General features: G+C 68.0%; 11 protein-coding genes. 5 read left to right on the forward strand and 6 right to left on the reverse strand.

Features of this window, described 5'->3' with window-relative positions; translation table 11 throughout:
• Positions 1 to 306 precede the first annotated feature (306 nt).
• From A6723_RS16695 to kdpF, 6 genes are all read right to left on the reverse strand, one after another.
• On the reverse strand, positions 307 to 999 hold the full coding sequence (locus A6723_RS16695) for a response regulator (protein ID WP_054908498.1): 693 nt from the start codon (positions 997 to 999) through the stop codon (positions 307 to 309).
• 43 nt (positions 1,000 to 1,042) lie between these two features.
• Positions 1,043 to 3,700 (reverse strand): sensor histidine kinase KdpD, encoded by a 2,658-nt coding sequence (locus A6723_RS16700; RefSeq protein ID WP_054908430.1) that lies wholly within the window; start codon positions 3,698 to 3,700, stop codon positions 1,043 to 1,045.
• Positions 3,701 to 3,970: 270 nt separating this feature from the next.
• On the reverse strand, positions 3,971 to 4,519 hold the full coding sequence (gene kdpC, locus A6723_RS16705; RefSeq protein ID WP_054908429.1) for a potassium-transporting ATPase subunit KdpC: 549 nt from the start codon (positions 4,517 to 4,519) through the stop codon (positions 3,971 to 3,973).
• A 214-nt stretch (positions 4,520 to 4,733) separates the two neighbouring features.
• Complete coding sequence (kdpB, locus tag A6723_RS16710) at positions 4,734 to 6,794, reverse strand: potassium-transporting ATPase subunit KdpB (protein ID WP_054908428.1); 2,061 nt, start codon at positions 6,792 to 6,794, stop codon at positions 4,734 to 4,736.
• A 12-nt stretch (positions 6,795 to 6,806) separates the two neighbouring features.
• A complete protein-coding gene (kdpA, locus tag A6723_RS16715; protein WP_054908427.1) occupies positions 6,807 to 8,501 on the reverse strand; it encodes a potassium-transporting ATPase subunit KdpA in 1,695 nt (564 codons plus the stop codon).
• An 8-nt stretch (positions 8,502 to 8,509) separates the two neighbouring features.
• Positions 8,510 to 8,599: a K(+)-transporting ATPase subunit F gene (gene kdpF, locus A6723_RS16720; protein ID WP_009618573.1), complete on the reverse strand. Its 90-nt coding sequence runs from the start codon at positions 8,597 to 8,599 to the stop codon at positions 8,510 to 8,512.
• Positions 8,600 to 8,920: 321 nt separating this feature from the next.
• Between kdpF and A6723_RS16725 the strand changes: the two genes are divergently transcribed.
• From A6723_RS16725 to A6723_RS16745, 5 genes are all read left to right on the forward strand, one after another.
• Positions 8,921 to 9,676: a response regulator gene (locus A6723_RS16725; protein WP_054908426.1), complete on the forward strand. Its 756-nt coding sequence runs from the start codon at positions 8,921 to 8,923 to the stop codon at positions 9,674 to 9,676.
• A complete protein-coding gene (locus tag A6723_RS16730) occupies positions 9,657 to 10,766 on the forward strand; it encodes a cell wall metabolism sensor histidine kinase WalK (protein WP_054908425.1) in 1,110 nt (369 codons plus the stop codon). Before A6723_RS16725 ends, A6723_RS16730 begins: the two co-directional genes overlap by 20 nt.
• 108 nt (positions 10,767 to 10,874) lie before the next feature.
• On the forward strand, positions 10,875 to 11,660 hold the full coding sequence (gene xopAW, locus A6723_RS16735) for an EF-hand domain-containing protein (RefSeq protein ID WP_054908424.1): 786 nt from the start codon (positions 10,875 to 10,877) through the stop codon (positions 11,658 to 11,660).
• A gap of 126 nt (positions 11,661 to 11,786) precedes the next feature.
• Positions 11,787 to 12,434 (forward strand): FadR/GntR family transcriptional regulator, encoded by a 648-nt coding sequence (locus tag A6723_RS16740; protein ID WP_054908423.1) that lies wholly within the window; start codon positions 11,787 to 11,789, stop codon positions 12,432 to 12,434.
• 53 nt (positions 12,435 to 12,487) lie between these two features.
• Positions 12,488 to 13,768 (forward strand): MFS transporter, encoded by a 1,281-nt coding sequence (locus A6723_RS16745; protein ID WP_054908422.1) that lies wholly within the window; start codon positions 12,488 to 12,490, stop codon positions 13,766 to 13,768.
• Positions 13,769 to 13,934 lie beyond the last annotated feature (166 nt).

Raw genomic sequence — 13,934 nt, forward strand, 5'->3', positions numbered from 1 at the left:
CCTCGTTGAAGCGGAGTTTCAGGGGTTGAGCGGCATGGATGCCGCGAGAGCYGCGATGGGCCAGGGAYGGCCCTTCGCRGCGKGCCCCTGAAACTTCGSTTCAACGAGGGHATTTTTCGCCCCAAGCGAAAAACCGGATGATTGGGGCAAGACCTTTGCCYMCTTTGGGTCGTTTGCCAAAGGAGGTCGCCCGAGGGGGCGAAACAGGAAGCCAGGGCATACACCGGCGCGACGCGGGAAACAAAGGCGCGAGGCAGGCACATCGCGGACGGAGTCCGCTCCTACGCGGGAACGTACGTCGCGCGATCAGGCGTCGCGCAACCGATAGCCAACACCGGCTTCAGTAACAATGAATCGCGGTGTCGCCGGATCGTCAGCAAGCTTCTGCCGCAGATGCCCAACCACCACCCGCAGGTAATGCGTGTCCTCGGTATGCGTCGGCCCCCAGATATCCTTGAGCAGTTGCTGCTGGGTAACCACCCGCCCGACGTGCCGAGCGAGGGTCGAAAGCACCGCGTACTCCTTGCGCGTCAGCGAGACTTCGTCACCGTCGAGCAGCACCCGGCGGTAGGAGAAATCCACGCTCAGCGGCCCCACCGCCACCACCGCTTCCTGCGTCTCGCCACTGCCGCCCTGGCGCAGCAACACACGAATGCGCGCAAGAAACTCCTGGATACCGAAGGGCTTGGTCACGTAGTCGTTGGCGCCGCTGTCCAGCGCCAGCACCTTCTCGCTTTCGCTGGCGCGCACCGACAGCACCAGCACCGGCACCGGCGACCATTCGCGCAGCTCACGCAGCACGTCCTGGCCGTCCTTGTCCGGCAGGCCGAGGTCGAGCACCACCAGGTCCGGGCGCCCCAGCGCGGCCTGGGCCAGCCCTTCTTCACCGGTTCCGGCCTCCAGCACCTTGTAGCCGCCAGCGCTGAGGCTGATGCGGAGAAACTTGCGGATCTGCGGTTCGTCGTCGACGACCAGAATCGTGGCGGCGCTGGCGTTCATCGGGGTGTTGGGCTGGCTGGCGGAAGCGTCCAGCTTGAGCCTTTCAGACAGCAGCATCAAGTTCCTCCATATCCGGCTGCTGCTGCAGTGGCAGGTGCAGCACGAGGGTCGTGCCGCGGCCGTCGATGCCGTCTTCCACCGTGATGCGCCCACCATGGGCGCCGACCATCCCCTGGCAGATCGCCAGGCCCAGTCCGGTGCCCTGCCCACCACGGTCGCCGCGCGCGGCGGTGTAGAACATGTCGAAGATCTTCTCCCGCTCGGCCGGCGGAATGCCCGGCCCTTCGTCGCTGACCGAGAAGCGCAACTCCTCCTCGATAGAATCCACTGCAACGCGCAAGCGGCCCTGTGGCGGCGAAAAGCGTGCGGCGTTTTCCAGCACATTGACCAGCGCCTGCTCGATCAGCGCGGCGTGTACGTAGAGCAGCGGCAACTCCGGCGGCACACGGGTTTCCACGTGATACGGCGCGACCACGGCACGCAGGCGATTGAGCGCGCTGCCGACGATGTCGCCGGGCGATACCCAGTCCCGCGACAGCTTCAGGCCGCCATGACCGAGCCGGGTCATGTCCAGCAGGTTCTGGATATAGCGGTCCAGGCGTTCGGCCTCGTCGCGGGTGCTTTCCAGCAATTCGCGGCGGTCTGGTGGCGGGATCGCGTCGCCCAGAGCCAGCAGGCTGTCGATGGCGCCGCGCATGGAGGTCAGTGGCGTGCGCAGGTCATGGCTGACCGAGGCCAGCAGCGCGCTGCGCAATTGTTCGGTTTCACCGTGCAGGCGCGCGGCTTCCAGGTCTTCGGCCAGGCGCGCGCGGGCCAGGGCCTGCCCCAGCGGCTGGCCGAGGGCGGCGAGCAGGCGGCGGCGCGAGCCTGGCAGCGGCTGGCCGTCGCGCGGGCTGACACCCAGCAGAGCCAAAGGGCCGTCCTCGCCGAACAGCGGCCACCACCACCAGCGCCCACCCGGCAGCGTGCCGGTGCCCAGCCCGGCGGGCTGGTCGTGCTGCCAGGCCCAGTCGGCGGCGGCGCGCTCCTGGTCGTCGAAGGGCCGGTTCAATCCTCCTTCGACTTTCCACTCGCGGTTGACCTGCCCGAGCAGGCAGATGTCCAGCCCATCCCAGCCCCCCAGCTGTTGCGCGGCGGCGGTCATCACCGCCTGGCGGTCGGTGGCGGCGGTGAGCTTGCGCGACAGGTCGAGCAGTTGGCTGGTTTCTTCCTGTGTCTCACGCAACGCCTGCAATTGCCGGCGCTGGCGGGCGGCAAGGTTGCCAGTGAGGCCGGCCATGAGCAGGAAGAACAGCAGGGTCAGCACGTCTTCTTCGCGCTGGATGGAGAAGGAGAAATGCGGCGGGATGAACAGGAAGTCGTAGGCCAGGAACGACAGTACCGCGCAGGCCAGCGCCGGGCCGAGGCTGCTGCGCACCGCCACCAGCAGCACGGCGGCAAGGAACACCAGGGAGATGTTGGGCAATTCCAGCACGCTGGCCACGCCCCAGGCGAGCGCGCTGGCGCAGGCAGCGGCCAGCGCGGCGAGCAGGTAATTGCCCCAGGGCCAGGGCGTTTGCGCGCGAACCTTGGGTTGCGTGAGATCAGCCTCGCTGTCGAGCACGCTGATTTCCAGCCCGCCGCCCAGGCGCAGCAGGCGCGCCGCAAGGCCGCCGCCGAACAACTGGCGATACCAGCGTTGTCGTGAACGGCCAACCAGCAACAGCGTGGCGCGACGCTCCTTGGCGTGTTCGACCAGGGTTCGCGCGACTTCGCCACCGCGCAGTTCGACGACATCGCCGCCCAGGCGCTCAGCGAGTTGCTGGGCGCTCTGCAATTGCATGCGCGACTCTTCGCTGCGCGCCTCGCCGGTGTCGACATGCACCAGCGACCAGGGCAGGTGCCGGCGTTCGGCTACGCGACTGGCGTGGCGCACCAGGCGTTCGGCGTTGTGTTCGCCATCCACACCGACCAGCAGGCGCCCACGCACGGCGGGCGCCTCGCCGCCCTGCTGGCGATAGCGATGGGCAAGGTCGGCATCGACCCGCGCGGCGGCCGTCTGCATGGCCAGCTCGCGCAGCGCGGTCAGGTTGGTCTGGCTGAAGAAAGCGTCGATGGCAGCGCGCGCCTGTTCGGGCACGTAGACCTTGCCCTCGCGCAGGCGCTCCAGCAGTTCGCGCGGCGGCAGGTCCACCAGCAACAGTTCGTAGGCTTCCTGCAGGACCCAATCGGGCACGGTTTCGCGCACCTGCACGCCGGTGATGTCGCGGACGTGGTCGTTGAGGCTTTCCAGGTGCTGGACGTTGACCGTGGTGTAGACGTCGATGCCGGCGGAAAGCAGCTCCTGGATGTCCTGCCAGCGCTTGGCGTGGCGGCTGCCGGGTGCATTGCTGTGGGCCAGTTCGTCCACCAGCGCCAGCGTGGGCGGGTCGGCGAGCAGGCCGTCGAGGTCCATTTCTTCGAGGGTGATGCCACGGTAGACGGAGCGCTTGAGCGCCTGCTGCGGCAGACCGGCGAGCAGTGCTTCGGTTTCGGCGCGGCCGTGGGTTTCGACGATGCCGACGCGCAGCTTGACCCCCTGGCGCAACTGGCTCTGGGCGGCCAGGAGCATGGCGTAGGTCTTGCCGACGCCCGGCGCAGCGCCGAGGAAAACCTTGAGGCGGCCACGGCCCATGGCTGGCAGGTCGGCCAGCAGGGCATCGGCGCGGTTGGGGTCGGTCATGTGGCTATCCTCGAAGTGCCTGATGGCGCTCGTTCATGTGTTGCTGGAGAAGGGGTCGAAACCTCTTTCCCACGGGAAGATACCGTCAGCCAGCGCCGCATTCCTGCATAGCGTCGACGGCGCTCCTACCAGAACAACGCGCGCGTGCTTTTGTAGGGTGCATAACGCGCCAGCGTTATCCACCACGATCAGAGCCGGCGGATAACCTGTTCCAGGTTATTCGCCCTACGGTCCAACCCTGGCTGCACCCTGCTACACAGGCGCTGGAGTCTAGCGAGGCAGGCTGGCCAGGGCCATGTTCAGCGCCAGCACGTTGACCACGGCGGGGCCGATCAGCGGGCGTTCGGTGTTGGCTTCCACCAGCTTCTCCAGGCTCGCTGCCGGCACGCCACGTTCCAGCGCGATGCGCGGCACCTGGTACAGCGCGGCGGCGGGCGGCAGCTGCGGGTCGAGGCCACTGCCGGAGGTGGTGACCAGCGCCAGCGGCACCGGTTGCCCACCCACCTGCTGGGCGGCAGCATCCTTGGCAATGCGTTCGGCCAGCGCCGGGTTGCCGGGCGCAAGGTTGCTGGCGCTGCTGGAGACGGTGGCGAAATCACCGGCCGAGGGGCGCGAATGGAACCACTGGGCGCCGTCGAATTTCTGCGCGATCAGGGCCGAGCCGCGGACGTTGCCCTGGTCGTCGCGCACCAGGCTGCCATTGGCCTGTTCGTGGAAGGCCACCTGGGCGATGCCGGTGACGGCCAGCGGATAGACAACACCGGTGATCGCGCTGAGCAGGACCAGCGAGGCGATGGCGGGGCGGAGTTGGTTGAGCATGTTGGTGTTCCTCTGTTGGGTCGGGAGCGGGGCTGGTTACCCTCTCCCCCGCCCTCTGACTAGGCGCCCCCCTGAAGGGAGAGGGCGTTGTTCGGTGCATCCGGCCAGTTCAGCGCCGGGCGCGGCCTGTAGGAGCGAGCTTGCTCGCAAACAGTCATCCGGCTGCTCCGGCGCTCGGGCGATTCGCGAGCAAGCTCGCTCCTACGAAGAGCCGTCAGGCGAGGCCCACGGCGACGAGCAGCATGTCGATCACCTTGATCCCCACGAACGGCGCCAGCAGTCCGCCCACGCCGTAGATCAGCAGGTTGCGCCGCAGCAGCTGCGAGGCGTCGCTGGCCTGCACGCGCACACCGCGCAGGGCCAGGGGGATCAGCGCAACGATGATCAGCGCGTTGAACACGATGGCCGAGAGGATGGCGCTCTGCGGGCTGGCCAGCTTCATCACGTTGAGCACGCCCAGCTGCGGGTAGATGCCGGCGAACAGCGCGGGAAGGATGGCGAAGTACTTGGCCACATCGTTGGCCACCGAGAAGGTGGTCAGCGCGCCACGGGTCACCAGCAGTTCCTTGCCGACCTGCACCACGTCCAGCAGCTTGGTCGGGTCGCTGTCCAGGTCTACCAGGTTGGCGGCCTCGCGGGCGGCCTGGGTGCCGTCGTTCATGGCCATGCCGACATCCGCCTGGGCTAACGCGGGGGCGTCGTTGGCGCCGTCGCCGCACATGGCGACCATGCGCCCCTCGCCCTGTTCCTGGCGGATGCGCGCCAGTTTCTTCTCCGGCGTGGCTTCGGCGATCACGTCGTCCACACCGGCTTCGGCGGCGATGGCGGCGGCGGTCAGCGGGTTGTCGCCGGTCACCATCACGGTGCGGATGCCCATGCGGCGCAACTCGGCGAAGCGCTCGCGGATGCCCGGCTTGACCACGTCCTTGAGGTGGATGGCGCCCAGCAGCTTGCCGTCGGCTACTACCAGCAGCGGCGTGCCGCCGCTCTGGGCGATCCGTTCGATTTCCTTGGCCAGGCTTTCCGGCATCTGCGCGCGGTCCAGGCCAACGAAGGCCAGCGCGGCGTCGACGGCGCCCTTGCGGTAGACGTGGCCGTCCATGTCGATGCCTGACAGGCGCGTCTCGGCGCTGAAGGCGATCGGCGTCACGCGGCTGCGCTCCGGCTCCGGAAGGACGATCTGCGCGCGCAGGAACTCCACGATGGATTTGCCTTCCGGCGTATCGTCCGCCAGCGAGGCGAGGAACGCGCCCTCGGCCAGTTCCAGCGGCTGCACGCCGGGTGCGGTATGCAGCGCGCTGCAGCGGCGGTTGCCGAAGGTGATGGTGCCGGTCTTGTCGAGCATCAGCACATGCACGTCCCCCGCCGCTTCCACGGCGCGGCCGGACTTGGCGATGACGTTCAGGCGCACTAGGCGGTCCATGCCGGCGATACCGATGGCCGACAGCAGGCCGCCGATGGTGGTGGGGATCAGGGTCACCAGCAGCGCCACCAGGAACACCAGCGGCAGATTGCCGCCGGCGAACAGTGCGAAGGGTTTGAGGGTCACGACCACCAGCAGGAAGATCAGCGTCAGGCCGATCAGCAGGATGTCCAGCGCAACCTCGTTGGGGGTCTTCTGCCGCTTGGCGCCTTCCACCAGCGCGATCATGCGGTCGAGGGTGGATTCGCCGGGGTTGGCGGTGATCTTCACCAGCAGCCAGTCGGAGACCAGCCGGGTGTTACCGGTGACGGCCGAACGGTCGCCGCCGGATTCGCGGATCACCGGCGCGGATTCGCCGGTGATGGCGGCCTCGTTGACCGCCGCCACGCCCTCGATCACCTCGCCGTCGCCGGGGATCAGCTCGCCGGCTTCAACGCGTACCACGTCGCCCTTGCGCAGGCTGCTGGCGGCGACTTTCTCGAACTTGCCGGTCACCGCCATGCGCATGGCCTGCAGGCCCTGGGTACCGGCCTTGAGGCTGTCGGCGCGGGCCTTGCCGCGGCCTTCTGCAAGGGCTTCGGCGAAGTTGGCGAAGAGCACGGTGAACCACAGCCACACGGCGATCTGCACGGCGACGAAGGTAGGCACCGACTCACCACCGACCACACACAGCACGGTGGTCAGCACGGCGGTCAGGGCGACCACCAGCATCACCGGCGAGCGTTGCAGCTGGCGTGGGTCGAGCTTGATGAAGGCCTGCAGCAGTGCCGGCTTCCAGAGGGCGGACAGCGCGGTGGTCGGGCGCTTTTCAACGGCCTTTTTCATCGCGAGTTCCTGGGTATGTGCGTTCATTCAAGGAGCTCCTCAGAAGCCAAGCGTCAGGTGATCGGCCACCGGGCCCAGCACCAGCGTTGGCAGGAAGTTCAGGCCGCCGACCAGCAGGATGGTCGCGGTCAGCAGGCTGACGAACAGCAGGCCGTGGGTCGGGAAGCTGTTGGGGCCGACCGGCGTGGCCTTCTTCGCCGCCAGGCTGCCGGCGATCGCCAGCACCGGCAGGATGTAGCCGAAGCGGCCGATCAGCATGGCCAGGGCGATCATCAGGTTATGGAACGGCGTATTGGCGCCGAAGCCACCGAAGGCCGAGCCGTTGTTCGCGGTGCCCGAGGTATAGGCGTACAGCAGCTGGCTGAAGCCATGCGGGCCGGGGTTGCTCACTGCCGAGGCCGGGCCCGGCAGGCTGGCGGCGATGGCGCCGAGCACCAGCACGCCGACCGGCATTACCAGCAGGGTTGCCACCAACAGGCGGACTTCGCGGGCTTCGAGCTTCTTGCCGAGGTATTCCGGGGTGCGGCCGACCATCAACCCGGCGAGGAACACGGCGATCAGGACGAACAACAGCATGCCGTAGAGCCCCGCGCCGACGCCGCCGAAGATCACTTCGCCGACCATCATGTTGAGCATCGCCACCATACCGGACAGCGGATTCAGGCTGTCATGCATGGCGTTCACCGAGCCATTGGAGGCCGCAGTGGTGGTCACCGACCAGAGCACGCTGGCAGTGGTGCCGAAGCGGCTTTCCTTGCCTTCCAGCGGGGCGGCCTGCTCCACCGGCAGCGCGCTGAGCGCCGGGTTGGGCTGGTACTCGGCCCACAGCGAGGCGCCCAGGCCGAGGGCGAACAGCACCAGCATGCAGCCGAGGATGGCGCGGCTCTGGCGCAGGTCCTTCACGTAGTGGCCGAAGGTGAACACCAGCGCAGCCGGGATCAGGATGATCGAGACGACTTCGAACAGGTTGCTCCAGATGGTCGGGTTCTCGAACGGGTGCGCCGAGTTCACGCCGAAGAAGCCGCCGCCGTTGGTGCCCAATTGCTTGATGGCGATCTGGCTGGCCGCCGGGCCCAGCGGGATGGACTGGTCGGCGCCCTGCACGGTCAGCGCGTGGGCGTAGTCGAGGAAGGTCTGCGGCACGCCCTGCCAGACCAGCAGCAGCGCCAGCAGCAGGCACAGCGGGATCAGCCCGTAGAGGGTGGCGCGGGTCAGGTCGACCCAGAAGTTGCCGAGGTTGTTCGTCGACTTGCGCGAGATGCCGCGGGCCAGCGCCACCAGCACAGCCAGGCCGACGGCGGCGCTGACGAAGTTCTGCACGGTCAGGCCGAGCATCTGGCTCAGGTAGCTCAGCGAAGCCTCACCGCTGTAGGCCTGCCAGTTGGTGTTGGTGACGAAGCTCACCGCGGTGTTGAACGCCAGCGTCCACTCCAGGCCCGGCAGGTGCTGCGGGTTGAGCGGTAGGCCGCCCTGCAGCAGGAGGATGGCGAACAGCAGCGCGAGCCCGGCCAGGTTGAAGGCCAGCAGCGCCAGGGTATAGCTCTTCCAGTTCTGCTCATCGTCAGGGTGGATGCCACATACGCGGTAAATGGCCCGCTCCACCGGCAGGAAGACCGGGCTGAGGAAGGTCCGCTGGCCCTCCATCACCTTGTAGTAGAAACGCCCGAGGAAGGGCGCCGGCACCAGCACCAGCGCCAGGAAGGCAACGATCAGCAGTACGTCATGGCTGTTCATGGCCACTCCTAGGAACGGTCGGCGCGCAGCAGCGCCACCAGCAGGTAGATGAACAGTCCCGTGGCCAGGACCAGGGACACACCGTCGAGCACGCTCATGATTGCTTTCTCCTCACGCGGGCGATTCCATCGCTTGATGCGGCTGTTGCCGCTTGACGGAAAGTTTCCGCAAGGAACGCGTAAAGGAGCGATTCCCGGGCTCGCCGGGCGGCGTAAAGAAGGCGTAAAAAACCGCATGGGAGCGGCGCCCGGCGGGCATGTATCGAAACCGATACACAGCGGACACGCTGGCGACACCCGTCGGCTGCAGCCTCGCCGACCATGGCCCGCGCACGCGATGACGGGTTAGCATGCGTGCGTCGCATGCCCCTGGCGGCCCCTGGCCATCCTGCCCCACGTTCTCCCGCGACAGGTTTCTTCATGCACCCGACCACTTCCGACGACCCACGCCGCTGGACCACCCGCGCCCTGCTGGTGGATGACGACGAGCCGATCCGCGAGCTGCTCTGCGGTTACCTGGCACGCTTCAACATCGAGACCCATGGCGTCGCCGACGGCGTGGAGATGCGCCGTGCGCTGGAGAACGACAGCTACGACGTGGTGGTGCTCGACCTGATGCTGCCGGGCGAAGACGGCCTGTCGCTGTGCCGCTACCTGCGCGCCGAATCGGACATCCCGATCCTCATGCTCACCGCCCGCTGCGAGCCGGCGGACCGCATCATCGGCCTGGAACTGGGCGCCGACGACTACATGGCCAAGCCCTTCGAACCGCGCGAGCTGGTAGCACGCATCCAGACCATCCTGCGCCGCGTGCGCGGCACCAGTCTCCCCAGCGAGGAAGGCACCCGCGGCGAACCGCGTGCCCAGGTGCGCTTCGACCAGTGGCGGCTGGACAGCGTGCTGCGCCAGCTGCATGCCCCGGATGGCCTGGTGGTGCCGCTGTCCAACGCCGAATTCCGCCTGCTCTGGGTGTTCCTCGAACGCCCGCGGCGGGTGCTCAACCGCGAACTGCTGCTGGACGCCGCCCGTGGCCGCGCCATCGAGGCCTTCGACCGCAGCATCGACCTGCTGGTCTCGCGCCTGCGGCAGAAGCTCGGCGACGATCCGCGCTCGCCCCGGCTGATCAAGACCGTACGCGGCGAAGGGTACCTGTTCGATGTCCGCGACATCGCCTGAGTCCGCGCCCGTGCGCGCAAAGGAAAAACCCCTGGAGCGCGCCGACAGCCTGTTCGCCCGGCTGTTCGGCGTGTTCCTGCTGGCCATCGTGGTCGCGCACCTGCTGGCCTTCGCCTGGTTCCATCACTACGGGCCGCGCCACGAGCCGCCACCGCCGCCACCAGCGGGAGCAGGTTTCGAACGCGGACCGCCACCACCGGGCATGATGCCGCCGCCGCCACCGCCCGGCCCGCGCCTGCCGTTCTGGAGCGTGCCGTTCGCCTTCCAGCTGCTGACCCTGATCCTCGCCGCCTACATCGGCGCGCGCCTGCTGGCCCGCCCGGTGCAGCATCTGGGTGACGCTGCGCTGCGCCTCTCCGAAGACCTGGACAGCCCACCCCTGCCGGAAACCGGCACGCGTGAAGCGCGCCAGGCCGCGCGCGCCTTCAACCGCATGCGCGAGCGCATTCGCGAACAGGTGCAGCAGCGCAGCCGCATGCTGGTGGCGGTTTCCCATGACCTGCGCACGCCGCTCTCGCGCCTGCGCCTGCGCGTCGAGGAAGTCGACAACCCGCAGCTGCGCACCCGCATCAGCCAGGACCTGGCCGAAATGATCGGCATGCTCGACTCCACCCTGCACTACCTGCAGCAGGAGCGCGCCAGCGAACCCCTGCAGTGGTTCGACGTGAAGGCGCTGGCCGACTCCCTCGCCGAGGACGCCTGCGAGCGCGGCGCCGACGTCGGCGTGGAAGGCTACTGTGCGCCGCTCAAGGTGCAGCCGATGGCACTGCGCTCCTGCCTGAACAACCTGCTGGACAATGCGTTGCGCTATGCCGGCGATGTCAGCATCGAACTGCGTGACGGCACCCGCGAGCTGGAAATCCGCGTGCGCGACCACGGCCCAGGCATCCCCGCGGAGCTGCGCGAGCAGGTGTTCGAGCCGTTCTTCCGCCTGGAAGGCTCGCGCAACCGCAACTCCGGCGGCGTCGGCCTGGGCCTGGCCATCGCCCGCGATGCCGCGCGGCGCCAGGGCGGCGACCTGTTCTTCGAGGAAACCCCCGGCGGCGGCGCCACCGCCGTACTGCGCCTGCCCAGAAGCACGACTGCGTAACGCCGTTGTAGCCACCAGCAAACAAAGCGCACAAACCCGCGACACAGGCGCGCCCGAGGCTGTCATCACCGGAGAACCCTCCGGCTTGGCAACCATGGAGACTCTCCTATGATCAGCGGCGTGAGCAGCAGCTATGCGAGCTACTACACCAGTTCGCTCGCCCGGACCCAGACCGCCAGCAGCACTACCACCACGCAGAGCGGTAGCACTGGCGCGTCCCAGGGCGCGGCGAAATTCCAGGAAGACCTGTTCAAGTCCATCGACAGCGATGGCGACGGCAGCATCAGCAAGGACGAACTGACCAGCGCGCTGTCGTCCGGCGACGATTCGGACAGCAGCGATATCGACATCGACGCCCTGCTCAGCGAGTTGGACAGCGATGCCAGCGGTGGCATCTCCCAGGACGAACTCTCCGCCGCCATGCCCCCGCCTCCCCCACCGCCGGGCGGCATGGGGGGAATGGCCGATGCGGGTGAATCGGCCGACGACCTGATCAGCGCCCTGGACAGCGACGGCGACGGCAGCCTCAGCAGCGACGAGCTTTCCGCCCTGGGCAGTAGCGACGACAGCGAGCGCCTGAGCGAGCTGTTCAGCCAACTCGACGCCGACGGCAACGGCTCCATCAGCAGCGACGAACTCGCCAGCGCACTGCAGGCGCAGCGCAGCGACGGTCCGCCGCCACCGCCGCCTTCGGCCTCCAGTGGCTCGTCCAGCGACTCTTCCAGCGGTTCCTCGGACAGCTCGACGACCACCGCCTCCAGCACCTCCTCAGGCAGCGCCAACACCGGCGCTGCCTACCAGAAGCTGGTGGCCAACCTGCTCAAGCAATACCAGAGCAGCGAGGTCACTGCGCTCCAGGCTACCAGCGGCAGCCTGGTGAACATCGCCGCCTGATCCGCGTCGTCCCCACCGCCGGAGCCCCCGCTCCGGCGGTATCACCCGTCAGTCCTGCATTGCCAGCGACCCCGTCCCTGGCCTAGTCTTGGCTTCTTCAAATTCATCCGATGATTGGATGTTTCCATGCCAAGCCCTCTTCAAAAGCGCTCCCTGGTCGACATCGCCCTGGAGCAGATCCACCAGCGCATCGGCGACGGCACCTGGCCGCTGGGCCAGCGCCTGCCCCCCGAACCCGAACTGGCCGAAGCCCTCGGCATGAGCCGCAATACGGTTCGAGAGGCCGTGCGCGTGCTGACCTTCTCCGGTGTACTGGAAGTGCGCCAGGGCGATGGCACCTACGTGCGCGCCTGCGCCAACCCACTGGACGCCATGCTGGTGCTCGCCCGCAGCTCGGTGGAGCAGGCGCTGGAGGCACGCGGCATCATCGAGGTGGAAGCCAGCCGACTGGCTGCCGAGCGCCGCAGCGAAACCGACCTCGCCGCGCTGCATGAGGCCCTCGAAGCTTCCGCCATGCACCACGGCGGATCGCTGGACGAGTACATCGCCCACGACCTGGCCTTCCACCAACGCGTGGTGGACAGCGCCCACAACCCGGTGCTCAGCGAGCTGTACCGCTACTTCTCCCAGGTCATCCGCGCTGGGCTGGAGCGCACCATCGGCGACCCGAGCCGTCCGCAACCCAGCTTCGAGTTGCACCGCGAGCTGGTGGACGCCATTGCCCGTGGCGACGCCGAAGCCGCCGCGAAAGCGAACCGCGCGCTGCTGATCTGACTCCCATTTCCTATACCGAACGCTTTCTGCCTTGCTGCCCTGGAATGCCCACCATGTCCCTGCCCAATGACCCGAAAGACACCGAACACAAGGTGTCCTGCCCACCCGAAGAACTGCTGATCGACGCCGAAGACGACAGCGCGCCGAAGATCGAACCGCGCCCGCAACGTACCTGGCTGTTGCTGCTGGGCCTGGTGCTGGTGGCGATCAACCTGCGCCCGGCACTTTCCAGCCTGTCGCCGCTGCTCAACACCGTGCGCGACAGCACCGGCCTTTCCGCTGCCGCCGCCGGCCTGCTGACCACCCTGCCGGTACTCTGCCTGGGCCTGTTCGCGCCGCTGGCGCCGATGCTCGCGCGGCGCCTGGGCGCCGAGCGTACCGTGCTGCTGATCCTCTTCACTCTGGCCGGCGGCATCGTCCTGCGCAGCCTGTTCCCGGTGGCCGGGCTGTTCCTCGGCAGCCTGGTGGCCGGTGCCAGCATCGGCATCATCGGCGTGCTGCTGCCGGGCATCGTCAAGCGCGACTTCCCGCATATCGCCGGGACCATGACTGGCGTCTACACCATGGCCCTGTGCCTGGGCGCCGCCACCGCCGCTGGCTCCACCGTGCCGCTGGCCGGACTGATGGGCAACAGCTGGCAACTGGCCCTGGCGTTCTGGGCTATTCCCGCCGTGGTCGCGGCGGCGATCTGGCTGCCGCAGACGCGCCAGAACCACCACGCCCACCGTGCGGTGTACAAGGTGAAGGGCCTGTGGCGCGACCCGCTGGCCTGGCAGGTGACGCTGTACATGGGCCTGCAATCGTCGCTGGCCTACATCGTCTTCGGCTGGGTGCCGTCGATCCTCATCGACCGTGGACTCAGTGCGGTGGAAGCCGGGCTGGTGCTTTCCGGTTCGGTGATGGTGCAGCTGTTCAGCGCCCTGGCCGCCCCCTGGCTGGCCACCCGTGGCAAGGACCAGCGCCTCGCCGTGGTAATCGTCATGAGCCTGACCCTGGCCGGCCTGCTCGGCCTGCTGCTCGCCCCGCTCTCGGGTATCTGGGGCTGGGCGGTGGTGCTCGGCCTCGGCCAGGGCGGCACCTTCAGCATCGCCCTGGCGCTGATCGTGCTGCGCTCGCCGGACTCCCACGTCGCCTCCAACCTCTCCGGCATGGCCCAGGGCGTGGGCTACACGCTGGCGGCCTGCGGACCTTTCCTGGTTGGCGTGGTGCACGACGTCACCGGCGGCTGGGCGGCAACCGGGGTGATCTTCGTGGTGGTGACGGTGGCGGCGATCATCTTCGGCCTGGGCGCCGGGCGGGATCGGTTGGTGCAGGTGAAGAGCGAGCACGTCTGACTTCGCCGGATCGTAGGGCGCATAACGCCCCAGGCGTTATCCGCCGTGGCAGCGGATAACCAGTTCGGGATTGCGCCTTACCTGTAGGAGCAAGCTTGCTCGCGAACCCGCCCAGCACCTGAGCCGCCGGGCAACCCGTTCGCGAGCAAGCTCGCTCCTACAATGT

It is taken from the genome of Pseudomonas sp. AU11447, assembly GCF_001672555.2.
Lineage (GTDB): Bacteria > Pseudomonadota > Gammaproteobacteria > Pseudomonadales > Pseudomonadaceae > Pseudomonas > Pseudomonas nitroreducens.

What these genes read in the sequence shown, in the direction of transcription:
- A6723_RS16695 (WP_054908498.1), bottom strand. Translation starts at nt 999, where the DNA reads ATGAACGCCAGCGCCGCCACGATTCTGGTCGTCGACGACGAACCGCAG.
- A6723_RS16700 (WP_054908430.1), bottom strand. Translation starts at nt 3,700, where the DNA reads ATGACCGACCCCAACCGCGCCGATGCCCTGCTGGCCGACCTGCCAGCC.
- kdpC (WP_054908429.1), bottom strand. Translation starts at nt 4,519, where the DNA reads ATGCTCAACCAACTCCGCCCCGCCATCGCCTCGCTGGTCCTGCTCAGC.
- kdpB (WP_054908428.1), bottom strand. Translation starts at nt 6,794, where the DNA reads ATGAACGCACATACCCAGGAACTCGCGATGAAAAAGGCCGTTGAAAAG.
- kdpA (WP_054908427.1), bottom strand. Translation starts at nt 8,501, where the DNA reads ATGAACAGCCATGACGTACTGCTGATCGTTGCCTTCCTGGCGCTGGTG.
- kdpF (WP_009618573.1), bottom strand. Translation starts at nt 8,599, where the DNA reads ATGAGCGTGCTCGACGGTGTGTCCCTGGTCCTGGCCACGGGACTGTTC.
- A6723_RS16725 (WP_054908426.1), top strand. Translation starts at nt 8,921, where the DNA reads ATGCACCCGACCACTTCCGACGACCCACGCCGCTGGACCACCCGCGCC.
- A6723_RS16730 (WP_054908425.1), top strand. Translation starts at nt 9,657, where the DNA reads ATGTCCGCGACATCGCCTGAGTCCGCGCCCGTGCGCGCAAAGGAAAAA.
- xopAW (WP_054908424.1), top strand. Translation starts at nt 10,875, where the DNA reads ATGATCAGCGGCGTGAGCAGCAGCTATGCGAGCTACTACACCAGTTCG.
- A6723_RS16740 (WP_054908423.1), top strand. Translation starts at nt 11,787, where the DNA reads ATGCCAAGCCCTCTTCAAAAGCGCTCCCTGGTCGACATCGCCCTGGAG.
- A6723_RS16745 (WP_054908422.1), top strand. Translation starts at nt 12,488, where the DNA reads ATGTCCCTGCCCAATGACCCGAAAGACACCGAACACAAGGTGTCCTGC.